General features: G+C 30.3%; 26 protein-coding genes and 1 other RNA gene. 17 read left to right on the plus strand and 10 right to left on the minus strand.

Annotated features, from left to right (window positions below):
• Nucleotides 1–116: 116 nt before the first annotated feature.
• From JM80_RS15425 to JM80_RS15460, 8 genes are all read left to right on the plus strand, one after another.
• Nucleotides 117–737: a hypothetical protein gene (locus JM80_RS15425; RefSeq protein ID WP_144710935.1), complete on the plus strand. Its 621-nt coding sequence runs from the start codon at nucleotides 117–119 to the stop codon at nucleotides 735–737.
• A 77-nt stretch (nucleotides 738–814) separates the two neighbouring features.
• Nucleotides 815–1,201, plus strand: coding sequence for an acyl-CoA thioesterase (locus JM80_RS15430; RefSeq protein WP_013621843.1), 387 nt, complete (start codon nucleotides 815–817; stop codon nucleotides 1,199–1,201).
• A gap of 111 nt (nucleotides 1,202–1,312) precedes the next feature.
• The gene (locus JM80_RS15435) at nucleotides 1,313–1,639 is read left to right on the plus strand and encodes a multidrug efflux SMR transporter (RefSeq protein WP_144710937.1); all 327 of its coding nucleotides are present in this window, start codon (nucleotides 1,313–1,315) and stop codon (nucleotides 1,637–1,639) included.
• A 98-nt stretch (nucleotides 1,640–1,737) separates the two neighbouring features.
• Entirely contained in the window at nucleotides 1,738–2,214 is a 477-nt protein-coding gene (locus JM80_RS15440) for a hypothetical protein (protein WP_013621841.1), read from the plus strand.
• A 120-nt stretch (nucleotides 2,215–2,334) separates the two neighbouring features.
• Nucleotides 2,335–2,796, plus strand: a complete 462-nt coding sequence (locus tag JM80_RS15445; protein WP_034644920.1) for a hypothetical protein — start codon at nucleotides 2,335–2,337, stop codon at nucleotides 2,794–2,796.
• 71 nt (nucleotides 2,797–2,867) lie between these two features.
• Nucleotides 2,868–4,328: a potassium/proton antiporter gene (locus JM80_RS15450; RefSeq protein WP_144710939.1), complete on the plus strand. Its 1,461-nt coding sequence runs from the start codon at nucleotides 2,868–2,870 to the stop codon at nucleotides 4,326–4,328.
• A 52-nt stretch (nucleotides 4,329–4,380) separates the two neighbouring features.
• Entirely contained in the window at nucleotides 4,381–4,761 is a 381-nt protein-coding gene (locus tag JM80_RS15455; protein WP_144710941.1) for a hypothetical protein, read from the plus strand.
• A gap of 105 nt (nucleotides 4,762–4,866) precedes the next feature.
• Nucleotides 4,867–5,358, plus strand: a complete 492-nt coding sequence (locus JM80_RS15460) for a hypothetical protein (RefSeq protein WP_144710943.1) — start codon at nucleotides 4,867–4,869, stop codon at nucleotides 5,356–5,358.
• Nucleotides 5,359–5,413: 55 nt separating this feature from the next.
• Here the strand turns inward: JM80_RS15460 and JM80_RS15465 are convergent, their stop codons facing one another.
• A complete protein-coding gene (locus tag JM80_RS15465; RefSeq protein ID WP_144710945.1) occupies nucleotides 5,414–6,343 on the minus strand; it encodes a family 16 glycosylhydrolase in 930 nt (309 codons plus the stop codon).
• Nucleotides 6,344–6,613: 270 nt separating this feature from the next.
• Here JM80_RS15465 and ppgK point away from each other — a divergent pair, with 270 nt between their 5' ends.
• Entirely contained in the window at nucleotides 6,614–7,351 is a 738-nt protein-coding gene (ppgK, locus tag JM80_RS15470) for a polyphosphate--glucose phosphotransferase (protein WP_034644912.1), read from the plus strand.
• 68 nt (nucleotides 7,352–7,419) lie between these two features.
• Here the strand turns inward: ppgK and JM80_RS15475 are convergent, their stop codons facing one another.
• Nucleotides 7,420–8,325: a hypothetical protein gene (locus JM80_RS15475; RefSeq protein ID WP_144710947.1), complete on the minus strand. Its 906-nt coding sequence runs from the start codon at nucleotides 8,323–8,325 to the stop codon at nucleotides 7,420–7,422.
• Between the two features lie 121 nt (nucleotides 8,326–8,446).
• Nucleotides 8,447–10,246: a translational GTPase TypA gene (typA, locus tag JM80_RS15480; RefSeq protein ID WP_013621833.1), complete on the minus strand. Its 1,800-nt coding sequence runs from the start codon at nucleotides 10,244–10,246 to the stop codon at nucleotides 8,447–8,449.
• A 172-nt stretch (nucleotides 10,247–10,418) separates the two neighbouring features.
• Here typA and kdsA point away from each other — a divergent pair, with 172 nt between their 5' ends.
• The 3 genes from kdsA (at nucleotide 10,419) to JM80_RS15495 (ending at nucleotide 15,274) form a co-directional block, all read left to right on the plus strand.
• Entirely contained in the window at nucleotides 10,419–11,240 is an 822-nt protein-coding gene (gene kdsA, locus JM80_RS15485) for a 3-deoxy-8-phosphooctulonate synthase (RefSeq protein WP_144710949.1), read from the plus strand.
• A 41-nt stretch (nucleotides 11,241–11,281) separates the two neighbouring features.
• Nucleotides 11,282–13,252 carry a DUF3857 domain-containing protein gene (locus tag JM80_RS15490; RefSeq protein ID WP_144710951.1) on the plus strand — a complete coding sequence of 657 codons (1,971 nt, stop codon included), beginning with the start codon at nucleotides 11,282–11,284 and terminating at the stop codon, nucleotides 13,250–13,252.
• 105 nt (nucleotides 13,253–13,357) lie between these two features.
• Nucleotides 13,358–15,274 carry a TlpA disulfide reductase family protein gene (locus JM80_RS15495; protein ID WP_144710953.1) on the plus strand — a complete coding sequence of 639 codons (1,917 nt, stop codon included), beginning with the start codon at nucleotides 13,358–13,360 and terminating at the stop codon, nucleotides 15,272–15,274.
• 61 nt (nucleotides 15,275–15,335) lie between these two features.
• On the opposite strand, the gene JM80_RS15500 is transcribed toward JM80_RS15495, so the two are convergent.
• Complete coding sequence (locus JM80_RS15500; RefSeq protein WP_089119495.1) at nucleotides 15,336–15,698, minus strand: DUF1801 domain-containing protein; 363 nt, start codon at nucleotides 15,696–15,698, stop codon at nucleotides 15,336–15,338.
• An 81-nt stretch (nucleotides 15,699–15,779) separates the two neighbouring features.
• Here JM80_RS15500 and JM80_RS15505 point away from each other — a divergent pair, with 81 nt between their 5' ends.
• Genes JM80_RS15505 through JM80_RS15520 form a run of 4 tightly spaced genes read left to right on the plus strand, consistent with a single transcriptional unit; the run spans nucleotide 15,780 to nucleotide 17,860 of the window.
• Nucleotides 15,780–16,403: a hypothetical protein gene (locus JM80_RS15505; protein WP_144710955.1), complete on the plus strand. Its 624-nt coding sequence runs from the start codon at nucleotides 15,780–15,782 to the stop codon at nucleotides 16,401–16,403.
• A gap of 2 nt (nucleotides 16,404–16,405) precedes the next feature.
• Nucleotides 16,406–16,699: a transcriptional regulator gene (locus JM80_RS15510; protein WP_034644905.1), complete on the plus strand. Its 294-nt coding sequence runs from the start codon at nucleotides 16,406–16,408 to the stop codon at nucleotides 16,697–16,699.
• Nucleotides 16,700–16,754: 55 nt separating this feature from the next.
• Complete coding sequence (locus tag JM80_RS15515) at nucleotides 16,755–17,210, plus strand: hypothetical protein (RefSeq protein WP_144710957.1); 456 nt, start codon at nucleotides 16,755–16,757, stop codon at nucleotides 17,208–17,210.
• A gap of 2 nt (nucleotides 17,211–17,212) precedes the next feature.
• Nucleotides 17,213–17,860 carry a DUF1361 domain-containing protein gene (locus tag JM80_RS15520; RefSeq protein WP_144710959.1) on the plus strand — a complete coding sequence of 216 codons (648 nt, stop codon included), beginning with the start codon at nucleotides 17,213–17,215 and terminating at the stop codon, nucleotides 17,858–17,860.
• A 4-nt stretch (nucleotides 17,861–17,864) separates the two neighbouring features.
• Here the strand turns inward: JM80_RS15520 and JM80_RS15525 are convergent, their stop codons facing one another.
• The gene (locus JM80_RS15525) at nucleotides 17,865–19,067 is read right to left on the minus strand and encodes an NAD(P)-dependent oxidoreductase (RefSeq protein ID WP_013621824.1); all 1,203 of its coding nucleotides are present in this window, start codon (nucleotides 19,065–19,067) and stop codon (nucleotides 17,865–17,867) included.
• A gap of 213 nt (nucleotides 19,068–19,280) precedes the next feature.
• Between JM80_RS15525 and ssrA the strand changes: the two genes are divergently transcribed.
• Nucleotides 19,281–19,676: a transfer-messenger RNA gene (gene ssrA, locus JM80_RS15530) on the plus strand.
• 152 nt (nucleotides 19,677–19,828) lie between these two features.
• Here ssrA and JM80_RS15535 read toward each other — a convergent pair.
• The 5 genes from JM80_RS15535 to JM80_RS15555 form a co-directional block, all read right to left on the minus strand.
• Nucleotides 19,829–20,764 (minus strand): hypothetical protein, encoded by a 936-nt coding sequence (locus JM80_RS15535; RefSeq protein ID WP_144710961.1) that lies wholly within the window; start codon nucleotides 20,762–20,764, stop codon nucleotides 19,829–19,831.
• A gap of 18 nt (nucleotides 20,765–20,782) precedes the next feature.
• Nucleotides 20,783–21,280, minus strand: coding sequence for a hypothetical protein (locus tag JM80_RS15540; protein ID WP_144710963.1), 498 nt, complete (start codon nucleotides 21,278–21,280; stop codon nucleotides 20,783–20,785).
• 32 nt (nucleotides 21,281–21,312) lie between these two features.
• Entirely contained in the window at nucleotides 21,313–21,921 is a 609-nt protein-coding gene (locus JM80_RS15545) for a hypothetical protein (RefSeq protein ID WP_144710965.1), read from the minus strand.
• A gap of 97 nt (nucleotides 21,922–22,018) precedes the next feature.
• Entirely contained in the window at nucleotides 22,019–22,393 is a 375-nt protein-coding gene (locus JM80_RS15550) for a hypothetical protein (RefSeq protein WP_144710967.1), read from the minus strand.
• A gap of 40 nt (nucleotides 22,394–22,433) precedes the next feature.
• The gene (locus JM80_RS15555; protein WP_144710969.1) at nucleotides 22,434–24,353 is read right to left on the minus strand and encodes a hypothetical protein; all 1,920 of its coding nucleotides are present in this window, start codon (nucleotides 24,351–24,353) and stop codon (nucleotides 22,434–22,436) included.
• Nucleotides 24,354–24,475 lie beyond the last annotated feature (122 nt).

Raw genomic sequence — 24,475 nt, forward strand, 5'->3', positions numbered from 1 at the left:
CTCTGTCAGTTTTACACATAAAAACAAATATAAACTGGTTGCAAACGATTACAAAATCAATAAAAATTAGCCATTAAAAACAACTACATTAGCTGTAATGATATTACTAATTAAGTATGAAAAATAGTCTTGAAGAATTTTCTAGCACCTTAAAAGATTTTCAGAGCATATTACGCACCACTAAATTTGGGAGTAAAAATGACTTTTTAAACCGAGAAAACTCTAGACCAATAACACACGTAAAAGAACAAGTACTTTCTGCAGAACTTAGTTACTTATACAGTAATTATATTACACTTTTAATTTTACCACACTTACATATAAATACTTTTTCTAGTTTACAGCCAAAACTTCATATTTTTGGAAAAGGACCTGCTATGACTAAAAAACATAATCCTTGGAAAAACGGAAAAGTTGTAATAGCACACTCATTTAACGCTTCTGCAAAAAAAATATGGGCAGACAACACAAAAGAGCACACTCCCACTTACATTACAGATGTAGAAGGCAACTTTATACAACTAACACCAACTATAAATTTATTTTTTAAATTATTAATAGAGTTATGTATAAGTTATAATAACAACAGAGAATTAGAACCAAAATGTGGCAGCAAAACAGAACTTTGGAATTTACATAGAGAAAACGTAGTATCCCCATACTTTGCCAACCGTATAAAGGACTTAGTACCACAAGAAGATATATTTTTAATAACTGCAGTTTTTACTTTAGATTAAACTTTATATAGTATTTTTACAACGTCTTTTTTTTCCTCAAAAAAGGATGTAATTTAACTATGAACAAATCTACACGTATGACTTTAGACGAAAGAATTGAAAAATCTGTAACTACAATTTTTAAAGCCGTTTTTCCTAATACTACTAACCATTACGATACTCTTTTTGGAGGTACTGCAATGCAACTTATGGATGAAACTGCATTTATTTGCGCAACTAGATTTAGCAGACAACAAATGGTTACTGTTAGCAGTGATAAAATAGATTTTAAAATGCCAATACCAGCAGGTACAATTGCAGAATTGTCGGGCTACGTAACGCACGTTGGTAACACCAGTTTAAAAGTTAGAGTAGATATTTATATTGAAGAAATGTACTCTAGCTACAGAGAAAAAGCTGTATCTGGCGAGTTTACTTTTGTTGCAATTGATGAGAACAAAAAGCCGGTTACTATATTAAAGTAATAATCATATTTTGTTTTCTTTTATATCTAACCCATTCACTTTAAGTGGAGATAGATGCAATACATAACAAAGTTTATACACTAGAACCAGCATTTTTAGAGAAATAAAACAATGAACTGGATAATTTTAATAATTGCAGGACTTTTTGAGGTTGCTTTTGCCTATTGCCTTGGTAAAGCAAAAGAAGCTACAGGAATAGACATATACTTATGGTATGGAAGTTTTCTTGTTTGCGCAACTATTAGCTTTTTATTATTAATTAAAGCTATACAAACCATACCAGTTGGCACTGGTTACGCGGTATGGACAGGTGTTGGTGCGGTAGGTACTGTACTTGTTGGCATTTTAGTATTTAAAGATCCAAGCAACTTTTGGAGAGTTTTCTTTATAACCACACTTATTGGTTCTATTATTGGCTTAAAAGCAGTTTCTCATTAGTTAAAACTAAAAAATAGCAATTTCACGGTAAACAGCTAATTTGTAATTGTATAATTCTGTTATTTTTGATGATTATATAAATAACTAAACCCATTACAATGACAACAAATACAATTAAACAAAAGTTAATAGCTCAAGGTATTTATCATTCTGATAATAACATTGTAAATAAACCCAGTGTAATTGGTTATGAAAAGAAGTTTAAATTAGCTTGGATGGCAACTCAACTAAATACATTTATTGTTGCTACAGATTTTAAAGATGAGAAAATAACTCCAGAACTCATTAACCAACATATTACTGCATCTTTTAATTTCACTAAAGAAAATTATACGGGTTGGCCTCGTGGTTTACAATCTGGTATTGGAGTAATAGCTATTTTAATTTCTAATAATATAGACGAAAAAGCCAAAGAATATTGTACAAAATTAAAATCTGGCAAAAAATGGGCTGGTTTTACGGTACCCGTAATTTTTAATCCAGATACTAATGAAGTCTATCAATTTCAAAAAAATCCTATGTGGGGGCGCATCTATTACCCACACTTTAAAAAAATAATTAATAGCTTAAAATAAATTACAAAGAATTAACCTTAAAACTGTAAAAAGTTAACTAAACATTAAGTTATCAATGCTTTTAAAATAAACCACTTATATCATTAAAAAAGGCTGTAATTTATGCGTCAAAAAGTCCAAATGAAAGAATTGGAAGACCATATTTACATGCAAATTTTGCAATTATCTAAAGCTGCAGATTTATTAACTGAAAAGGAAGAATATACTAGTGCGTTACAAAAATATTGGTCTGCATATGACCTAATTCCCGAACCTAAAACAAAATGGGAAACTAGCACTTGGTTATTAGCATCTATTGGAGACATTAATTTTATAAATAAGGATTTTGAAGCAGGTGTTAAAAATTTATCTAGCGCTATGCAATGTCCAGATGCTATTGGTAATCCTTTTATACATTTAAGACTGGGACAATGCCAACTAGAAATTGGTAATAAACATAGGGCAGAATGTGAACTAAATAGAGCTTACACCATAAAAGGAAAACCTCTTTTTATGCAAGAAGACAAAAAATATTTTGATTTTTTAGATGCCAGAGTAGACTTATCTACAAAGAAAAAAAAATGGTGGAAACTAATGAAGTAATAGATTAACAAATTTTCACGATTTTATAAGTTTATATCTACTATTTTTGTTGCTAAGCAAAAATAAACTGAATGAACTTAACCATAGAAAATATATTATTAGTTGGCTCTATATTGCTTTTTATAAGCATAATAGTAGGCAAAACTTCTTATAAATTTGGAGTGCCAACTTTATTATTATTCTTGGTAATTGGTATGCTTGCTGGGTCTGATGGTATTGTGGGTATTAAGTTTGATGATCCAAAACTTGCTCAATTTATAGGTGTAGTCTCATTAAATTTTATTCTTTTTTCTGGTGGATTAGATACCAACTGGAACACGGTAAAACCCATATTAAAAGAAGGTATTGTACTATCTACAATTGGTGTGCTTTTAACAGCAGTTACAATTGGCACTTTTGTTTTTTATATTACAGATTTTACAATTTATGAAAGCATGTTACTTGGCTCTATTGTATCTTCTACAGATGCAGCAGCTGTATTCTCTATTCTTAGATCTAAAAACTTAGCACTAAAAAACAATTTAAGACCAACTCTAGAGTTAGAGAGTGGTAGTAATGATCCTATGGCATATGTACTAACACTTGCCTTTTTAACTCTTGTTATAAATCAGGATCAGAATATATTTTCTATAATACCAATGTTTATACAGCAAATGGCTTTGGGTGCTATTGCTGGTTTTGGTTTTGGTAAACTTAGTAAATACATAATAAATAAAATTAAATTAGATTTTGAAGGTTTATATCCCGTTCTAGTAATTGCATTAATGTTTATTACATTTTCTGCCACAGATTTTGTTGGTGGTAATGGGTTTTTAGCTATTTATATTTGTGCAGTTTACTTAGGTAACCAAGATCTAATTCACAAAAAAACCATTTTAAAAATGTATGATGGTTTAGCTTGGTTAATGCAAATTGTACTGTTTTTAACATTAGGGCTACTTGTTTTTCCTTCTAAAATTATTCCGGTTTTTGGCCTTGGAATACTTATATCTCTATTCTTAATTATAGTAGCACGCCCTGTAAGTGTATTTTTAAGTCTACTATTTTTTAAAATGAAATTTAGACGTCGTTTTTACATCTCATGGGTAGGTTTACGTGGTGCAGTACCTATTGTTTTTGCTACATACCCACTATTAGCAGGTATAGATAAAGCAGATATGATGTTTAATATTGTGTTTTTTATATCAGTATCATCTGTAATAATACAAGGTACAACGTTATCTGTAATGGCAAAATGGTTAAATGTAGCCTTACCTAACGAGGAAAAAAAGTTAAGTGCTACAGACCTTCTTATGGAAGATAACCCAAAGGCATTAATAAAAGAAATTCCTGTTACCGCTAATTGCTACGCTGTAAATAAAAAAATTGTAGACTTAGGTTTTCCTAAACACGCAATTATAGCAATGATACGTAGAGATAATAAATACGTTACACCAAACGGGTCTACAGTTATTGAAGATAAAGATATATTAGTAGTACTTGCAGACAAGCAAGAAGCTATAGACAATGTAAAAAGCTGCCTTAATAAGTAACTTTAATATAAATTAACATTTACTTATTTATAGATTAAAGTACATTTGTGGCGTGAAAAAAACAGTTAATTTTATAAGCACATTTTTACTTACCACACTGTATTGCTTGGCAATGGGTGTTGTAACAAATTCTCTTGCGTCTTATAATGCAGAAGATATTTCTACAGCTAAAGAAGTTCAGTTTTCATACAATGCATCTAACAACTTCTTTATACAGTCTTCACAAACAGAAAATGTTGTTAGTATTCCTGGTAATAACAGCAACTACCCTTCTAATTTAAAAAATCTTTTTCAGAGTTTTTTAACACCTAATACTTATGCAACTCCGCATAATACTCTATCGTTAAGCTCTAATTACCAAAGTACTTATATTAACTTTTTAGCACAACTTAAAAAGCTAAAACTAATATTTCCTTTTCATTATTTCTTGTAATTAAGCTGATGTTTTTTACTGTACTACAGTGAAAACAAATTACAAACAAAGGCTATGTAAACACACATAGCCACACTTTACATACATCAACTTAAAAAAATAAAAATGGATTTAGGAACAGATATAGTAGCAATTATAATAGTGGTAATATGCTTATTGCCATTTATTTTTATAGCCAGAGGAAGAAAAAAAAGAGAAAAGAAAATGCTTACATCTTTAGAAGAAGTGGCTAAAAAAGATAATTGTACAGTTAATGATTATGATATTAATGCTGGTTTTATTATTGGAATAGACCATAAACAAAATCAAGTTTTTTATTACAAAAATGAAGAAGGCGTAATAAACCAAGGGTCTGTAAATTTAACTGGCATTAAAAAGTGTAAAATTGCTACCCATACAAAAGCTATTAATGCTAAAAACCTTAAAGAATATATTGTTGAAGGGTTGGATTTAAAATTTATTCCACGTTACAATCAAGACCCAGAAGTATCTTTTACCGTGTATGATTCCGATTTAAAAGTGCAACTTACTGGAGAGCTGCAATTAGCTAAAAAATGGGAAACATTAATTAATAAAAAATTACTACAGTTTAATTAACTTAAAAAAGCCCTTTACAAGAGTAAAGGGCTTTTTTAATTGCATTATTTAAAGGTTATATATCTTTTAATTCCCAAGATCTAACCCAGTCATAATAAGTTGTTCTTTCTGATTTAGTACCTGTCATTCCTCCATCTTCAGGAACTGGATTCCAATCATAAGTTTCTACCACCAACCTTAAGTACATTTGCAAATTAAACTCTGCTTTGGGAGTTATGCTATAAACTTTTTTACCATCAAGATAAAACTCTATTTCTGTTGGACTCTTCCACCAAGCACCGTAGATATGGTAATCTTCCCAAACCTTTTCTCCTGTAGCTACATTATTTCCTTCAGACCCAACTGGGGTTTCATCACAAGCAGTATTTCTACTATGTGTATTTGAATGCATTGTTTCATCAAAAGTTTTAGCAAAATTTGCCGTTCCTGTAATTTGCCCAACACACTCTTGTATATCCAATTCTGTTACTCTTTTATCACAACCCTCACCCTCACCAACAACATTAATTAACCAAAATGTAGAAGACATAAAAGTTTTATTTGCTTTCATACTACATTCTACATAAGTACCAACTTGTACTGCGTTTTTAGAGTAAATATTAGAACCTGCGTGAGTAAAAGTGTCGCCATTAATTACTTCTGGCTCGTTTAACTCATATGAAGTTAGCATTAAATTACCATCAGCTTCTGATACTGTATTCGCTTTAAAAATTCCTGGAGCTCTGCCTATCCAACGTGTACTAGTATTTTCCCATTTAGCTTCATCAAAACTATTATTATTAAACTCATCTGATATATTTTCAATCTTGGTCCATTTTTTACCCAAGGGAGTAGGACTGTTACCATCTATAAAAAAGGGAGTTTCTTCAGCAATATCATTGTTTACAGTAGTATTAACGGTATTATCATCATCACTAGAACTACTACATGATAAACCACTAAAAATGATCAATACAATTAAATATTTTAAATTTATTTTTAACATTTGTAAGTTTTTTCTTTATTAAATATATAAAAAGAATTAATGCTGTTCTAGAATAAGCTTATAAACTACATCTAATAATTGCCTGTAAAATTTAAAATAATTTAAGAGCATTAACATAAAAAACTGCAAATAACTTATTACAAATTAGTTACAAATAATTGCTACTATTGTGATGACATATAAAATCTTTAAATATTACATAGATTTAATTAATACACACTCTTAAAAGTTTTTTTGTTACTTTGTTAATCCTAACTATAAAGTAACTAAATGGAAGTACTTGGTATAGACATTGGTGGTTCTGGAATTAAAGGAGCACTTGTAAACGTAAAAACAGGAGAAAAAATTACAGAACGATTTAGGATTCCTACTCCGCCTACTAAAAAACCAAAAGAAATGGCTAAGGTGGTTAAAAAAATTATTAAACATTTTAATTACAACGGACCAGTTGGTTGTGGTTTTCCTACGCTAATAAAAAACGGAATTTGTAAAACACCAGGAAATTTACATAAAAAATGGGTAGACACAGACGTGACTAAACTTTTTTCTGAAACTACTGGCTTACCTTTTACAGTTATTAATGATGCTGATGCTGCTTGTTATGCTGAAATGAACTATGGTGTAGGTAAAGAGCTTAAAGGCTTTGTAATTATGATTACCGTAGGTACCGGCTTAGGAAGTAGTGCTTACTTAGATGGTAAACTAATTCCTAATTTTGAGTTAGGACAAATACCATATAAAAAACATAAAAAAATAGAACTATGGGCAGCAGACTCTGCCAGACAAAGAGAAGAACTTTCTTTTAAAAAATGGGGAAAACGTTTAAACACTTTTCTACAATACGTAGAGTTGTTAGTAGCACCAGATACTATAGTTATTGGTGGTGGTATATCTAAGGAGTTTGATAAATTTAGCAAACACATAAAAATTAATACCCCCGTAATACCTGCTGTTTTAGAAAATCACGCGGGAATTATAGGCGCCGCCTCTGCTACTATAAAAAAATAAAAAGCATAAAAAAAGCCTTTATAATACATATTATAAAGGCTTTTGATGAATATTAAAATGATTTGGTATTATTTTAATACTTCTGCTCCATTAGGTTTAGAAAAGTAATTTTCTGGTACTTTATTAGAGAAACTAATATCACTAACATCTATTTTAGTAATGTATTCTCCTAGACCATTTTCTTCCTCTGGTTTAGACCAATATGTTTTAAATCCTTTAGCAAATACAATACCGTTTACAGTTGTAGTTTCTTGTGTTACTGTTATTTTTTCTGGAGCGTGTCCGCCTTCAGGAAAATATTCTGGGTAAGAAACAATATATTTAAAAGCATCTACCAAATTAGTTTCTGCATTTATATACATAATGTAGTAATCATCTGGAGCAGAACCCACACCTTTGTCATACGTTACTTTAACTACATTTTGTAAAGCTCCTTTAAATTCTACTTGTGGCAATAACTCTAAGTTAACACCTTTACCGTCAAAAACAAATGGCTGGCCAGAAAAGTATATTGGAGTTAACGCCCAAAATTTAGTATCGTACTCAAAAGAAGTACTGTCTTTTGCTTTTATCCAAGCCTCATTACCATCCCAACCAAAAATATCATTTTTATCTGTAATACTATTGTGCCTTGCTTTGTTGCTCCAAGTATCTATAGTTTGGTATGAGTCTCTAATACCTTTACCATTTAATGGTTGGTAATTAAATCTAAAAGATAAATAACCGTTAGCATACCATTTTTTTAGTCCGCCATGTGCCTCCATTGCACTCCATAAAACTTTACCAGCCTCTGTAGCATTTAATCTATTACTAGCAGAAGTAACTCTTTTTTCTATCCAAGAATCTGGTATTTGATATTCAGATTTTTCTGTTTGAGTTACTGTAGATTTAGCAGCTTCTTTTTTACTTGCTTCCTTACAAGCTACAAAACTTAATACCGCAAATAAACTTACAAGTTTCACTGTTAATTTCATTATTTTCTATATTTATGTGTTACTAATTAGTAGTCGTTTAAACTTACAAAACATTTCAGAAATAAATAAAAAAAATCCCAAGACATATGTCTTGGGATTTTAGTAGCATAAACTTAATTAATTAAGCTATTTTATTACGTTTACGTTCATTTTCTGTTAAGTAAATTTTACGTAATCTTAAGTGCGCAGGAGTTACCTCTACGTACTCATCTTTTTGTATATATTCTAAAGCTTCTTCTAAAGAGAATTTAATAGCTGGTACAATTTTAGCTTTATCATCTGCTCCTGAAGAACGTACGTTAGATAACTTTTTAGTTTTAGTGATGTTAACTGTCATATCATCACCTCTAGAGTTTTCTCCAATTACTTGACCTTCGTAAATATCTTCGCCTGGATCTACAAAGAACTTACCTCTGTCTTGTAATTTATCAATAGAATAAGGAATTGCTTTTCCTGTTTCCATAGAAACTAAAGAACCATTTTGACGCTGAGGAATATCTCCACGCATTGGTTGGTACTCTAAGAAACGGTGTGCCATAATAGCCTCACCAGCAGTTGCAGTTAATAATTGGTTTCTAAGACCAATAATACCACGAGAAGGAATTAAGAACTCGCATACCATACGCTCTCCTTTTGCCTCCATACTAGTCATTTCACCTTTACGCATAGAAACCATTTCTACTGCTTTACCAGATACAGCCTCTGGTAAATCTATAGTTAAACTTTCTACAGGCTCACATTTAACACCATCAATCTCCTTAATAATAACTTGTGGTTGTCCAATTTGTAGTTCATAACCTTCTCTACGCATTGTTTCAATAAGTACAGACAAGTGTAATACACCACGTCCAAATACTAAAAATTTATCAGCACTATCAGTTTCGTTTACACGTAACGCTAAGTTTTTCTCTAACTCACGCTCTAAACGATCTTTAATATGACGAGAAGTTACAAACTTACCATCTTTACCAAAGAAAGGAGAATCGTTAATTGTAAACAACATACTCATTGTTGGCTCATCAATAGCAATACTCTCTAATTTTTCAGGGTTTTCCATATCAGCAACAGTATCACCAATTTCAAATCCTTCTAAACCTACAATAGCACAAATATCTCCTGTATTAACTTCTTCTACTCTTAATCTACCAAGACCTTCAAAAGTATAAAGTTCTTTTATTTTAGATTTTGTAATGGTACCATCTCTTTTTACTAAAGAAATTTGCTGACCTTCTTTTAAGCCACCACGTTGTAATCTACCAATAGCAATTCTTCCTGTAAATGAAGAATAATCTAACGAAGTGATAAGCATTTGAGTATTTCCTTCTTTAGGTTCAAAAGTTGGAATATGCTCAATAACCATATCTAATAATGGCTCTATATTTTCTGTTTCGTTTTTCCAGTCGTCACTCATCCAGTTATTTTTAGCTGAACCGTATACTGTTGGAAAATCTAACTGCCACTCCTCTGCTCCTAACTCAAACATTAAGTCAAAAACTTTTTCGTGTACTTCTTCTGGCGTACAGTTTTCTTTATCAACCTTATTAACAACAACACAAGGTTTTAAACCAAGGTCAATTGCTTTTTGCAATACAAAACGAGTTTGTGGCATAGGTCCTTCAAAAGCATCTACTAAAAGTAAAACTCCATCTGCCATATTTAATACTCGCTCTACCTCTCCACCAAAATCGGCGTGACCAGGAGTATCTATAATGTTAATTTTTGTGTCTTTATAGACTACAGAAACGTTTTTAGATACGATTGTTATTCCGCGTTCGCGTTCTAAATCGTTGTTATCTAATATAAGATCACCTGTATTTTGGTTTTCTCTAAATAACTGACAGTGGTACATGATTTTATCTACCAAGGTCGTTTTCCCGTGATCTACGTGGGCAATAATTGCAATGTTCTTTGTTGTTGACATAACTGATTTTTAAATGCATTTACCTTCCTAAATGCGCGCGCAAAGATACTCTATTTTTTTTACTCAAAAGCAAAAGATTACAATTTCTTATTATACTGATTTAGAGCTTGTTTACAAAATGTAAAATACTGGTAAAAACTACTATCTTTGCAATTACAAATTTAGAACACAGATGAACTTAGATCTTATACCTCAAATAAAACACACAAAAAGCGACAATTTTTTCTTACTATCTGGCCCTTGTGCTATAGAAGGTGAGGATATGGCTTTACGTATTGCTGAAAAAATAATTACAATTACAGATAAGTTAGAAATTCCTTATGTTTTTAAAGGAAGTTTTAAAAAAGCAAACCGTAGTAGAGTAGATTCCTTTACTGGGATTGGTGATGAAAAAGCGCTTAAAATATTACGCAAAGTATCAGAAACTTTTAAAGTTCCTACAGTTACAGATATTCATGAAGTATCTGATGCAGAAAAAGCTGCAGAATATGTAGATGTATTGCAAATACCTGCTTTTTTAGTTAGGCAAACAGATTTAGTTGTTGCGGCTGCAAATACAGGTAAAGTTGTTAACCTTAAAAAAGGACAATTTATGAGTCCTGAAAGTATGCAACATGCAGTTACTAAGGTTACAGATAGCAACAACCAACAAGTTATGGTTACAGATCGTGGTACTATGTTTGGCTACCAAGATATGATTGTAGATTTTAGAGGTATACCAACTATGAAGCAATATGCACCTGTTGTATTAGACGTAACACACTCTTTACAACAGCCAAACCAATCTTCTGGTGTTACAGGTGGTAGACCAGATATGATAGAAACCATTGCAAGGGCCGGTATTGTAACTGGTGCAGATGGTATTTTTATGGAAACACATTTTGACCCAGCAAATGCTAAAAGTGATGGTGCAAATATGTTACACTTAGACCATTTAGAGCGAGTACTAACAAACCTAGTAGCCATTAGGAAAACAGTAAATAGTTTAGATTAAACACAATTCATCAATCAAAACCAATCAAACTTACCATACCAATGTTTAAAAACATCCTATTATTTTGTATTGCTTTAATAAGCACTACACAACTTGTTGCGCAAGAAAGTTACACTTTTGGACAATTATCTGATTTTGATAAAAACTTAACTATTTATGAAAAAGACAGCACAGCCAATGCTGTTGTACTTTATGAAAAAGGCGATAATTACTTTAAGGTAATAGATAATAGGATACAAGTTGTAAAAAAGTATTATTCTAAAATAAAAATATTAAAAAAAGAAGGACTTTCTAAAGCTAATGTAGCTATTTCATATTATGCTAATAACAAGGTTAGTGAAAAAATAGAGGATATTAAAGCTGTTACTCATAATGGACAGTCTAAGATAAAATTATCGTTAAATAATATATTCACCGTCCGTGAAAATGAAAGATGGTCTACCAAAAAATTTGCTTTTCCTGATGCTAAGGTTGGTAGTATTATAGAACTTGAATATACTTTAACATCTCCTTTTATATACAATTTTAAAGGATGGCAATTTCAATCTAATATTCCAAAAATATATAGTGAGTTTAACGCAAAAATTCCCGGAAACTATGTTTATAATAGGAGTCTAATTGGTTTTTTAAAGTTAGAAACCAATACATCTGAGATAGAAAAAAGATGTTTTAAAGTAGATGGCTACCCAGAAAGCGCTGATTGCGAGGTATTAAAATATGCCATGAAAGATATACCTGCATTTAATGACGATGAAGATTTTATGCTCTCTCCTAAAAATTACATTTCTAGAATAGATTTTGAGTTATCTGTACATTATGATTTAAAAGGAGGTAGAGATAGATTTACACAAACTTGGCAAGATGTAGATAAAGAGTTTAAACAAGATAAAAACATAGGTAGACAATTAACTAAAAAAGGTTTTTTTGAAAAGAATGTACCAGAGTCTCTATTAACAGAAGGTGATTCTTTAACCAGAGCTAAAAACATTTTTAATTTTGTAAAAGATAGGTTTACTTGGAATGGCAAGTATGGTATTTACAGGGATATTAGAGTAAAAAGTGCTTTTGATAATAAAACAGGTAACATAGGTGAAATAAATATTTCCTTAATAAACCTATTAAACAGTGCTGGTTTAAAAACAGATTTAGTCTTATTATCTACCAGAAGTAATGGCTTGCCTAAAAAATCTCATCCGGTAATGTCTGATTTTAACTATGTGATAGCTAAAACTATAATTGGCGGAAAAACTTATTTACTAGATGCGTCTGATAAGTTAATGCCATTTGGTATGTTACCATACAGAGCATTAAACTACCAAGGTAGAGTAATGGACTTTAAAAACGATAGTTACTGGGAAACTATTACGCCACAAAAAGACAATCAGCTTTACGTATTAGCTAACTTAGAATTAGATCCAGAAACTCATAAAATTACAGGCTCCTATAATGAAATGAATAGTGGTTATTTAGCTATTGAAAGAAAAAAAGTTTTAAACGACACCACAGAAGATGATTATTTAAACGATAAGGAAAAAGAGATTGGGGTTAATGCAGAAATTAACGAGTATAATTTAGTTGAAGAGCAAAGCAATGAAAAACGTACTGTTGAAAATTTCTCATATACTGACAACACTGTACTAGACCAAAATACATTGTATATAAACCCGTTTTTAGTTAAGTCTTTTGGCTCCTCTAACCCTTTCACTGCAGAAGATCGTAAATACCCTGTAGATTTTGGATTTAAACGTACTTACACTTATGCAGCCAAAATAAAAATTCCAACAAGCTACACCATTGTAGAAACACCTAAAAGTATTAACTTGTCTCTACCTAACAAAGGAGGTAGATTGCAAATGTTGGTTAACTCTAAACCTGGATTAATTACTGTGTCCTTCAAATTAATAATAAATAAAGAACAATATAGTCCTGAAGAATACTTTTCTTTAAAAGAACTTTTTAAACAAGTAATTAATGCTCAGAACAATTCTTTAATTGTTTTAAAAAAACTTTAATTTAATGCTAAATAGTTAAAAAAAATTATAAATAATTCAATTTTAACTAGTTATTTTCCTACAAATCTAATACTTTTATCTTTCAACTAAAAAATTAGATAAAAGATGAAAACTATAAAATGTTTATTAGCATTTACATTTGCTTTGTTATGCTTTTCATGTGATAATACAACAAAAGACACTGGTACTACTATAGGATCTTTACATATTTCTAGTGCTACACCAACACCAGGAGACTCTTTACACCTAAGTTATGCCACTACAGCTAAAAAGGAAGATATTAATGCTTTTTACTATTATACGGTTGGTTATAAACAATATCCTGTAGATCTTAACTTGAGTAAAGCAGATAGTTTATACAAAGCTTCTATTGTAATACCAGATTCTGCAATTGCTATTGCGTTTAATTTTAAAAATAAAAAGGACTTTGACACTAACAATAACAAAGGATATTTGCTGCCATTAACAAATAGTAACGGCGACACTTTAGCTGGTGCAATGGCTAGTTTGGCTAACTTTAAATTAAGAATGGGTGCTAACCTTGGTTTAGATGTAGATAAAAAAGAAGCTTATAAAGAAATGAGCTCAGATGTATTATCTCATAAGGAAATTCAGAAAGACTGGGATGTTGTATTTCCTAGAACTTTTATGGCAGAAGATAAAACAGAAGCAGAAAACTATATTAAAGAACGTATTGCCACTTACTCTAATAACACAAACTTAACAGAACAGGACTATAGAAACCTTAACTCCCTGTACCAAACTTTAGGAGAAAAAAGTAAAACAGATTCTTTACAGCTTGTTATGGAAGAAAAATTTCCTACTGGTACAAATGCACAGCAAAAAGCTTGGGCTACTTTTTATAAAGAACAAGATTATGAAAAGCAAAAACAGCTTTACACCAAATTTAAAGAAGTATTTGGCGAAAAAAGCAAAATTAAAGACTATATGGTTACTAGGCTAGCCGCTGAAGCCATAGAAAATGGAAATAAAGAAGAGTATGTACAACTAATGTCTCAGGTAACCGATAAAAATATGCTACCTAGCTCATACAATAGTCTTGCTTGGAGTTATGCAGAGAAAGGAGAAAATTTAGACTTTGCAGCAGAAATATCTAAAAAATCTCTAGAACTTACTAAAAACGCAATAAATAATCCTGAAGAAAAACCTGCATACAGTACCAAATCTCAGTACATAGATAATATGAAAAGTTCATACAATATGTATGCAGATACGTATGCGTTAATTAAGTTTAAACAAGGAGAAATTGATGAAGCTATAAGCTACCAAAAAGAAGCAATTGCAGAAGGCAAAGACCCTGAGCTTAATGAACGTTATATTATGTTTTTAAGTGAAGGTAAACAGTACGATACCGTTTTAAAAGAAGCCGCTAAATTTATTGAAGAAGGCAACACAACAGCAAAAATTAATGACTACTATAAAAAAGCTTACATTACACAAAACGGTTCTGAAAACGGTTTTGAAGAAAAGTTAAAAGCACTTGAAAAAGTTGGACATCAAAAATTGGTTGCAAAAACCAAAGAAGAAATGATAAATGAAAAGCCTAAAAACTTTAGACTTAAAAATTTAGAAGGAGAAACGGTAGAACTAGCATCTTTAAAAGGTAAAACTGTTATTTTAGATTTTTGGGCAACCTGGTGTGGTCCTTGTAAGGCTTCTTTTCCTGGTATGCAAAAAGCTGTAGATAAATATAAAGACAATAAAAATGTGGTATTTTTATTTGTAGACACTATGGAAAGCGGTGACTATGAAACCAGAAGTAAATTAGCTGGTGATTTTGTAAAAAATAACAATTATAGCTTTCAGGTTGTGGTAGATAACCCTGTTAAAGAAGGTAGTAGAGAATACCAAGTTGCGTCTAATTTTGAGGTAACAGGTATACCTACAAAAGTAATTATTGGTCCAGACGGAAACATAAAATTTGTATCTGTTGGCTACAGTGGTAGTACAGATAAATTAGTAAAAGAATTATCATTAAAGATTGACTTGCTAAACTCGTAACCATTTACATTTAGTTATCAATAAGGCAACTCTAACCAGTTGCCTTTTCTTTTTTTAAAAATTAATTTCCATAAAACTTTTTATGGCGTACCTGGTAAGCATCTTTAACCACAGCTACTAAAACAGTATCATTAACTTCCTCTAAGCTTGTATAACGTAAAGATTTCATTTTTTTACGTCCGTCTACAACTAACAACTCTGTATACTTTGTTAAATATTGTCCGTTTTTAAAAACCAAATCTACATAGTTTTTATTGTAATTTAAATGACAAAAAGGACTATCATCTACATAAAAATAAGGAAGCTTGTATTTAAACTTTAAATCTACACTAGGCAAAGTACGTACTATAGTTGCGTGTAAATGCATTAAAATAGCTCTATAATTTTCTGGTGCATTGTATATGTATTCTTCCGCTGGTTTCATAATTTAAATATATAAATTTTATATGGGTTGTTGCATAACACAATTATTTTAACTTACTTTGTTTTTCAAAGTACTTTAAATATGGATTCTAAAAAATACTTAGACGATATTTCTGAAATTAAGAATATGATGAGTAAGTCGTCTCGTTTTATGTCTTTAAGTGGACTGTCTGGAATATTAGCTGGCGTGTATGCGTTAATTGGAGCTTATTTAGCACACAATATTATACATAATATAAAATCAGAACCAAGTAAGTTAAAACGTTTTTTGATGACTTTTGGCGCACTAGATAGTTTACTTATAATTGCTTTAAGCGTTATGGTGTTGGCCTTAGTAACTGGTACTGTACTTACCTATTTTAAAGCTAAAAAAAGTGGTGAAAAAATGTGGGATGTATCTAGCAAACGTTTATTACTAAACTTTGCGCTACCATTGGTTGTTGGCGGACTATTTTGTTTGGTATTAATACAATATGAATACATAAAAATTGTAGCTCCTGCTACCCTAATTTTTTACGGCCTTGCCTGTGTTAATGCTAGTAAATACACATTGGGCGGCGTACGTTATTTAGGCATAACAATAATTGCTATTGGTTTAATTTCTACCCAATTTATTGGATATGGTTTATATTTTTGGGCCTTAGGTTTTGGAGTCTGCCATATTATTTATGGATCTTTAATGTATTTTAAACATGATCGTAGTTAAGTATGAGTATTATAAACAATATTAATAAAGCATTTGATCACCGTATTAGATTGGGCATTATGTCTATTTTAATGGTTAATGATTATGCAGATTTTAATATGTTAAAAGAACTATTAGGTGCAACTGACGGTAATATAGCCAGTCACACCAAATCTTTAGAAAAGGTAGAGTATATAAAGGTTGAAAAACAATTTATTGGTAAAAAACCAAATACACGATATTCTGCCACAAAATTGGGTAAGCTAGAGTTTAAAAAACATATAGATGCACTTGAAAAATTAATAGGAAAACAATAGTATTATTTTTTTACCTCTTCACTTTGAAAAACAAAGTACTTTTAAAAATTAAAATATGAGAGCAATAGTATTAGAAAAATTATATAACTGGAGTAAAATTCCGTATCAGAAATTTTTAAAAAAGAACAATGCTTGGAACATACAAATAGCCACTTTATTAGACTACCCTAAAGGTACATTAGGTAATAGTTTAGGTGTTTTTATAACAAAACATAATTTTGAACTACAAGCAAAGTTAGAAAGTCATGATGTATTTCATGTACTTACAAATACAGGTATTACAGTACCAGAAGAAATTAGCATGCAGTTTTATTTGTTAGGAAATGGCAAGCGTAGTCTTTATTTATTCTCGGTTGTATTTTTAGGACTACTACTCTACCCTGACTATTTTAAAGTTTTTAAAAAAGCATACTACAAAGGCGGTAAAGCTTTACAATTTCATCAGTTAAATTTTTTAAGAATGCTGCATTTACCTGTCCAAAAAATTAAAACAACCTTTTTAATATCATAAAAATGAAACAGAAATTAATTTTATTTACAACCTCTAACATTGGTTTATTAGCAGCCATAAGTTTTGCTATTTTAATTTTAGCAGTTCGCATAAAAATTACAGGATCATTATTTTTTAGTTTTTTAGTGTGGAACTTATTTTTGGCTGGTTTACCCTATTTATTTTCTCAGGTATTAAAGTACCTAAACAATAGTAACTATAGCAAAATAGGACAATTTGTTTTTTTTGGAATGTGGCTACTGTTTTTACCTAATAGCCCGTATATAATTACAGACCTTATACATTTACAAAACGAAAATGCTACTTTAGTTTGGTTAGACTTGTTACTTGTATTTGTATACGCTATTATTGGTTTGCTACTTGGGTTATTCTCTATGATAGATGTTTACCATGTGCTAAAAAGTAAGTACAATGCTAAAAATGCTCATTTTTTTATGATATACCTGTGTTTACTTTGTGGTTATGGTGTGTACTTAGGTAGGTTTTTACGTTTTAACTCTTGGGATTTATTTACAAAACCACATATACTTACCTACAATATTGCACACAGTTTAACCAATTACAATGTTTGGTCAATGACGTTTGCTTTTGGTGGTTTGTTATATATTTTATTTTGGACGCTACATAAAAAAATAGTCTTTAAAAAATAAAGTACTATTTACCGTCTACATAGTCTTGTAGATAAGAAAACCTATCGGTTAACTTGCCATCTTTTGTCATTCTAGCACGTTCTAACACTCCGTCTTTGTCCTCATTAAAAAAGGCAGGGATTACGTGTTTTATAAAAGACTGTCCAAAACCTACGCTTGCATCTCTTGGCAACTCACATGGTAAATTATCTACAGCCATTACTGCTATGGCATTAGGATTTTTATAATCTGTTTCTTCACCTGTTTCTGGATCATAACCATACACAGGATCTGCAATGGTAGATGCTTTAATGGTTGTAGCTACAGGGCCGTTAATGTCGCAACTAATATCTGCTACAACCTTTATTTTAAAATCGGTATGTTTTGCATCCTCTTTTGTAAATAAGTATGGTGCCCCGTCTCCGTAAAAATGCCCTGCTATATATATGTCTGACACTTTTGCAAACCTAAAAAAGTTAGACTTATATTCTGATGGATTGGTAAAAAACTCTTGCTTGTTGCTACGCTCACCATCTTTACGTTTGTTGTAATCTAAAACGTCTATTTGGCAATAAACAGGAATATTAAAACTTTTATTTAAATAGTCTTTTAAGCCTACTTGCTCTAAGCCCATACCGTCTAACATTTCCTTGGCTCCGTTACCCACACGGCCTTTACCTGTTAGCACAATTTTAATATTTGGTAATTTTATTTTTTTTAATTGGGTTATTAACTCTTGCTGATCTTTTAATGTTTCGGCTTTAGGTAAGTTGTAAGCACCGTATTTTAAACCATAAGCTCTAAAACCATTGTATGCACCAACAATACCCGCGTATTTACCAAAAGCTACTAAGCGTGTGTTTTTTTGACTTACTATAACTTCATGATCGTAAAACTCTATATTTTTTTCTAATATAGCTTTTAGTAAGTCTCTGTTATAGGGTTGTTTTTTTATGGTATGCGAAAAGAAAAAATACTTTTTATTAGGTATTAATGCGCTTATAGGTACTTCTTTAACACCTACAAGAACATCACAATTTTGCATTTGGTTGGCTACTGTAATATTTTGCTCTGTGTATTCTGAATCATTATAAACCCTAATATCTGACGGTTCTACTATTACTTGAGCTTGTTTATAGTTTTTTATAACCTTTTTGCAAGCTTCTGGAGATAATACCACACGACGGTCTGGCGGGTTTTTACGTTCTTTAATGATTCCGAATTTCATAGAAAATTGTTTTATAACTTAAAATTTAAGTATAGTTGTAAATGTAACATATGACAAGATGACAAACAAAACTTTTTTTGGAATACTTTTTGAATTACCTTTGCCGACCGCGTTAGGGATAGTAGCGACATCTTTTTTAAGTTTTATAGCTATAAAACTTAAAAAAATATAGCGAATAGCCCGTTAAAACGCCATAATAATTACTGTAATATTGGGGCCGACTGGTTTTGACAGCGAGATTAATTGAACAGTAAGCACGTCGTGTAATGGCATTGAAACACGTTAAAGGCTAGACCAACTTTTTAAACGGCGAGAATAACTACGCTTTAGCTGCATAATCTGAATTATAGTAAGATTAGCCTAGGTACACAAGGTGTACAAGCTTTATGTCTCCAGAAAGCCTTGATTGACGGCGTTCTATTTTGAGGCATCGTAAATGTCAATATAGATTAGGCAGTGCTTTGTTGCCTTTTTGAAACTAAAGAAGATAAGTTATAAGTAGGTTGTCTTTAACCAGCTTATAATCGAAAAAACAAGAAAAGACTAAGCGTGTAGAAAGCTCTTTGGTTACTTGTTTGGACGAGGGTTCGAATCCCTCCGGCTCCACAACAACAATTAGGTTGTAACCTAAAAAACCTGCCCATTTATTTGAGCAGGTTTTTTTATGTTTAAAATTAGGTTATTTAGTGTTACTGCTACATATACTTAAATATTTGTTATTTATAAAAAAACTCTAAAATGTTGTTTTACAACACTATAATTTAATTAGGTGAGTCTGTATTTATTACCCCGTTTATACTTTTATATTTTTTGTATGAGACAATTTTTCCGGTATCATAAACATATTCATCATAATAATCTTGTGTAATATGGTACACAAAATAATGTCCTTGGTAGGGTTTATTATTTTTGTATTTACACGTTACAAATTTGCCTGTAAGCGGATTTAAACTCATATTTAACAGCAGTACATCATTAGCAAACGTATTTTCTGCAATTAATTTACCTTCATAAAATATGCTTTGTACCCCGTCTTTTTTTCTGTTATTATAATACGTATGTGTAACTTTTAACCAACTCTTTTTAATATCTAATCCATTTATGGGGGAAATACCTTTATAAATACCAAATCCTATTTTTTTGCCTTTGCTAGTGTACCAATACACACTATCTTTTTCTTTACCATATACTGTAGTTGCCAAAGGGTAATAATCGTTTGGAGATAAAAACTCAATTCTTTTAGCAGTTACACCATTTTTATATAAATATTTAACTGTTGCTGCCTTATATATACCATTGTATATTTTGCCATTTTTGTATTCAGTTGTATACTCTATTTTACCGTTTTTTAAGTAAACAATACTTGGTCCGTTTAGAACACCATTTACATAATTTGCGCTATTTGTTTTTCTTCCTTTTTCATCATAAAAGGTTACTTTACCTTCTATAACTTCTTTTTCTAGATTAGAAAAATGACCATTCATTTGTAGCACTCCATTTATATAAAAGTCTTTTATATGAAAAAGAGAATCGTTCTTTTTGGTAACAACTCTGTAAAACTGTGCTTTATCTTTGGTTGTTGTTTTCCAATCTTTATCAAAATAAATTTTTGATTGACTATAGGTATTCTGAAAAAGGAAAAAGCACACCAATACTATTATGGCATTATTTAAACCTCTTTTTTTTATAGTATTCATCGTAATTCTTTTTTTAAATTAAGTTGATAGTCCTTTTAAGTTTACCTCATCTACTAATTTTAGTAGCTTATACTTTTTAAGCAAGCCAATTAAATACTTACCCATTTGTTTAGAAACACTAGTTTTATAGTTGTTTTGATTTTGCACATTTTCTACATCTATATTTCCTGTAATTGAAGAAATATGTACTTTACCTACTATTTTACCATTATGATATATTAGAAATACTAAATTATAATGATGCAACAACGCTCTAGATGAATTGTACGATTCTGGACTTTGCAGTTTTTTTATAAAGGTATGTTGGTCTTTTTTATCTAATACAGTATAACCCAATTCTTTTTTATACTCCTTAACTTTTGTACCTGGGTTTGAAGTTTCTTTAGTCTGTATATGCCAAATTGAAAACTGAATACTATCTACTTTAGTCGGAATTAAATTCTTTTGCAACATATTTGCTTGAGAAAAACAAAAGGAAGAAATTAATAATAAGCATACAATTAGTACCTGTTTCATATTTTATAAATTGCTTAATAGGATCTATCTCATTAATTTAATGCTAAACTAAATTGTGGTTTAGGCTCTTGGTATGCTTTAGACATTACCATATAATTTACAATGCCTAACTCATTATAAACAAACATAATACTAGTTGATTTAAAAACATACTGTAATACGTAGTTACCCTCACTTACTGGCTTACCAAACTTTTCTTTTATTTCTATTGTGTTAGACTTACCTAGTATAATTCCGTTATAAAACTTTGCTTTTGCTTTATCTAAAGTTATTCTGGTTAACACTTGCTCTTTAGGCTCTGGCATATTTTCTACCCAGCTTTTATTAAAATTTAGTTCTATACCTAGTGTATCATTTTTTAGTCTAATACCGGAATTCCATATTGGACTAGAGTTTCCACAACTTATACTACTGTTTTTAGTTTCTGTAAAAGCTACTTTGTTTTGTTTTTTAAAGTTTGAATAGGTTAACGAGTCAATTTTTAAATAAGACATTGTAAAGTCTTTATTAATACGTAAAGTATCAGTCAACTTTACACTAGAATTTGCTTCTAGCTTTTCTAATTCTTTAATTTCCTGTTTTTCTTTACTACCACAAGAAATAAGACTAAAAACCATTATACAGAGCAAGCCAATCTTCATTTATGTATTATTTTAATTAAAACAATAATACATACAGTTGTGTAACTACCAACGTTACAATTAATATTCGTAAGGGTGTGTTGTATATTTAATCTGGTTATTTAAGTCCTTTTGAGTTCTGCTCTTTAACGACTCCGCCTACCAGTATACCAAGCACGCCTATAATTATATAGAATGGTAATCCTAAAAGTAGAAACACAGGAAAATCCGTCCAACTACTTACAGAGTATATTATTAAAAATAATAGTGTCGAAAAAAAAGGGTAGAAGAAAAGTTTTAGTTTAGATCTGTAAATACCAGTAGTTGCATAATAAACAGGTACTAAACTTATAATTGCGGGTACAACAAAAATGAAAATAAAGTTCTCACTAGAAACATCAAAACACTCCCTTAAAACTCTTAAAAAAACTCCGTAAAGCCCAGTTAATAGTATACCTGAATAACTGTGTATTTGTATTTTTTTTATAGGCATAGTTCTAAAACTAACTACTTACACTGCAAAAAACTTACTCTTAAAACTGACTAAGCTGTTCTTCTAAGTAATTTTTTAACGTATGCAAACGAGAAGTTAAATTAGTATTTACCTCTTCTATATTTGATATATCTGTAATAATATACGAATAAAACTCTAGTTCATTTTCACTTAATTTATCATTAACCTCATCTCCAAAAATTAATTTTTTTAAAGTTGCTGTTCTGGCAGAGGTTGTACTCTCTTTGATATTTCTTTTTATACGCTCTAAATTTTCAATAAGATTTTCAACCATAAGATCTCCATTTTTAAAATCTTTTATGGCATACGCATTTTTTGCCATAGATGAAATCATAAAACTAATATCTGCGTAAAGGTCTTTTGGATAAAAATTTGTGAACGCATCTAAAACTTCTTTACATTTTTTAATATCTCCTACTTTTTTGTAATGATTAATAAGAGTTTCATAAGAAGATGCATAACTTATTAAGACAGAAAGCTCAGTTTTTGAGCTATTTTTTGTGTTTTTGTGATATTGAAAATTATCTACTAAAACAGCATAGGTTTTATCTGTATCTATACCTGCTACATACTTATCATTTTCTATTTTGTTTTTAGGATTAGCTGTTATTTTATATGCAAAACCAGATTTCTCTAAATAGTTAGATACTACAGGCAACTCATTAAATTTACAGTAAACAGGTCTTGTTTTTATATTTGACGCTATAATATCTAACGCAAGTAATTCTCCCTTTACTATATAATTTGTTTTATATGTAAGTTTTAAGGTGTCTTGGTTATTAGCAATAGCTATTTTATTTGTAGACAATTTAGCATTCTCTTTTGCTGCTTTATAAACAACAGATGAATCTTTTTCATTTATTAATTGTAGTGTGCTTTTTAAGTCTAAATACTTATCATCATTTTTGTTGCTACCTAAAACTATATAAGATAAATTTTCTTTTGCATATGCATCTGGTTTTATTGCAAACTTAATTGGTGGTGAAGCTAAAACCATATCATCTCTTAAATGATTTACATAACTGTTTTGGTTTAACAAACTTGTATTTACAATAGCAACATCTTGACGGTGTTTTAGCTTTGCTTGTGCGTACATAAACGGAAATGTATCATTATCACCTGTGGTAAATAAAATTGCATTAGGTTCTAAGGAGTTTAAATAGTTTTTGGCATAATCCATAACAAAATCTGTATACAAATCCTCTGGTAAAAATGCTAAAGCCTCTGCCTGGTTTTGGTAAATGCTAAGGTTTAAATAAGCAGTAACATACTCGTTATCTAATTTATTACAAATGTTACCTACAACTGTTGGATAATCTGGATTTTTTTGACAGAGTATAGTAAAACTCTCTATAGATTTCTCTACATAATACATATACTTTTTAAGCTGTTCTTTTGTAAATTGATTTTTACCAGACTCTAAAAAATTAAATTGATTTTTAGGATTTCCAAATTCATAACTATTATTTAATAAATGACTTGCACTGGCACTGTATGCTCTTCCTAAAGCATAGTATTCTAAATCTGTTAAGTCCTTTTTTTGGTCTAAAAAAGCAATAACATCTTTGGTCCAACCCACATAACCATAATAAGGCAACACATTAAATCTTTCTTTATAAAAGTATGTTAAATGATAATTTGCATACTCGGTATTTAACACTTTACCTTTAGGAAAGCTTAAAACTTGGTATTTATTAGTAGGTGCATCCCAAAAAAGTTCTGGTTCTTTATAACCTTCCGTATCATAGTTATATTCTTGTATGTAATAACCTTCCTTTTTTTTAATAAATCTAATATCACTTGCATCTTGCCCATTAGGCAAATCATAATCTGTAAAAAATGTGTTAACTATGTTTTTATAAGAAGGGAATTTATGTTGTGCACTCTTGCAACTAACACAAAAAATGAAACACAATAAAAGAATGCTTTTTTTAATCATTAGATAAATTCGATTTTTTTTTAAATATATTTTTGAAGTATACCAATACTAACAATAGTAAACCAACAAAAAAAACAACAATTAATATTCGTAGGCGTTTATTGTATATTTAAAACAATCTT

Origin of the sequence: Cellulophaga sp. RHA_52 (assembly GCF_007827205.1) — a bacterium.
GTDB lineage: Bacteria > Bacteroidota > Bacteroidia > Flavobacteriales > Flavobacteriaceae > Cellulophaga > Cellulophaga lytica.

What these genes read in the sequence shown, in the direction of transcription:
- JM80_RS15425 (WP_144710935.1), top strand. Translation starts at nt 117, where the DNA reads ATGAAAAATAGTCTTGAAGAATTTTCTAGCACCTTAAAAGATTTTCAG.
- JM80_RS15430 (WP_013621843.1), top strand. Translation starts at nt 815, where the DNA reads ATGACTTTAGACGAAAGAATTGAAAAATCTGTAACTACAATTTTTAAA.
- JM80_RS15435 (WP_144710937.1), top strand. Translation starts at nt 1,313, where the DNA reads ATGAACTGGATAATTTTAATAATTGCAGGACTTTTTGAGGTTGCTTTT.
- JM80_RS15440 (WP_013621841.1), top strand. Translation starts at nt 1,738, where the DNA reads ATGACAACAAATACAATTAAACAAAAGTTAATAGCTCAAGGTATTTAT.
- JM80_RS15445 (WP_034644920.1), top strand. Translation starts at nt 2,335, where the DNA reads ATGAAAGAATTGGAAGACCATATTTACATGCAAATTTTGCAATTATCT.
- JM80_RS15450 (WP_144710939.1), top strand. Translation starts at nt 2,868, where the DNA reads ATGAACTTAACCATAGAAAATATATTATTAGTTGGCTCTATATTGCTT.
- JM80_RS15460 (WP_144710943.1), top strand. Translation starts at nt 4,867, where the DNA reads ATGGATTTAGGAACAGATATAGTAGCAATTATAATAGTGGTAATATGC.
- JM80_RS15465 (WP_144710945.1), bottom strand. Translation starts at nt 6,343, where the DNA reads ATGTTAAAAATAAATTTAAAATATTTAATTGTATTGATCATTTTTAGT.
- ppgK (WP_034644912.1), top strand. Translation starts at nt 6,614, where the DNA reads ATGGAAGTACTTGGTATAGACATTGGTGGTTCTGGAATTAAAGGAGCA.
- JM80_RS15475 (WP_144710947.1), bottom strand. Translation starts at nt 8,325, where the DNA reads ATGAAATTAACAGTGAAACTTGTAAGTTTATTTGCGGTATTAAGTTTT.
- typA (WP_013621833.1), bottom strand. Translation starts at nt 10,246, where the DNA reads ATGTCAACAACAAAGAACATTGCAATTATTGCCCACGTAGATCACGGG.
- kdsA (WP_144710949.1), top strand. Translation starts at nt 10,419, where the DNA reads ATGAACTTAGATCTTATACCTCAAATAAAACACACAAAAAGCGACAAT.
- JM80_RS15490 (WP_144710951.1), top strand. Translation starts at nt 11,282, where the DNA reads ATGTTTAAAAACATCCTATTATTTTGTATTGCTTTAATAAGCACTACA.
- JM80_RS15495 (WP_144710953.1), top strand. Translation starts at nt 13,358, where the DNA reads ATGAAAACTATAAAATGTTTATTAGCATTTACATTTGCTTTGTTATGC.
- JM80_RS15500 (WP_089119495.1), bottom strand. Translation starts at nt 15,698, where the DNA reads ATGAAACCAGCGGAAGAATACATATACAATGCACCAGAAAATTATAGA.
- JM80_RS15505 (WP_144710955.1), top strand. Translation starts at nt 15,780, where the DNA reads ATGGATTCTAAAAAATACTTAGACGATATTTCTGAAATTAAGAATATG.
- JM80_RS15510 (WP_034644905.1), top strand. Translation starts at nt 16,406, where the DNA reads ATGAGTATTATAAACAATATTAATAAAGCATTTGATCACCGTATTAGA.
- JM80_RS15515 (WP_144710957.1), top strand. Translation starts at nt 16,755, where the DNA reads ATGAGAGCAATAGTATTAGAAAAATTATATAACTGGAGTAAAATTCCG.
- JM80_RS15520 (WP_144710959.1), top strand. Translation starts at nt 17,213, where the DNA reads ATGAAACAGAAATTAATTTTATTTACAACCTCTAACATTGGTTTATTA.
- JM80_RS15525 (WP_013621824.1), bottom strand. Translation starts at nt 19,067, where the DNA reads ATGAAATTCGGAATCATTAAAGAACGTAAAAACCCGCCAGACCGTCGT.
- JM80_RS15535 (WP_144710961.1), bottom strand. Translation starts at nt 20,764, where the DNA reads ATGAATACTATAAAAAAAAGAGGTTTAAATAATGCCATAATAGTATTG.
- JM80_RS15540 (WP_144710963.1), bottom strand. Translation starts at nt 21,280, where the DNA reads ATGAAACAGGTACTAATTGTATGCTTATTATTAATTTCTTCCTTTTGT.
- JM80_RS15545 (WP_144710965.1), bottom strand. Translation starts at nt 21,921, where the DNA reads ATGAAGATTGGCTTGCTCTGTATAATGGTTTTTAGTCTTATTTCTTGT.
- JM80_RS15550 (WP_144710967.1), bottom strand. Translation starts at nt 22,393, where the DNA reads ATGCCTATAAAAAAAATACAAATACACAGTTATTCAGGTATACTATTA.
- JM80_RS15555 (WP_144710969.1), bottom strand. Translation starts at nt 24,353, where the DNA reads ATGATTAAAAAAAGCATTCTTTTATTGTGTTTCATTTTTTGTGTTAGT.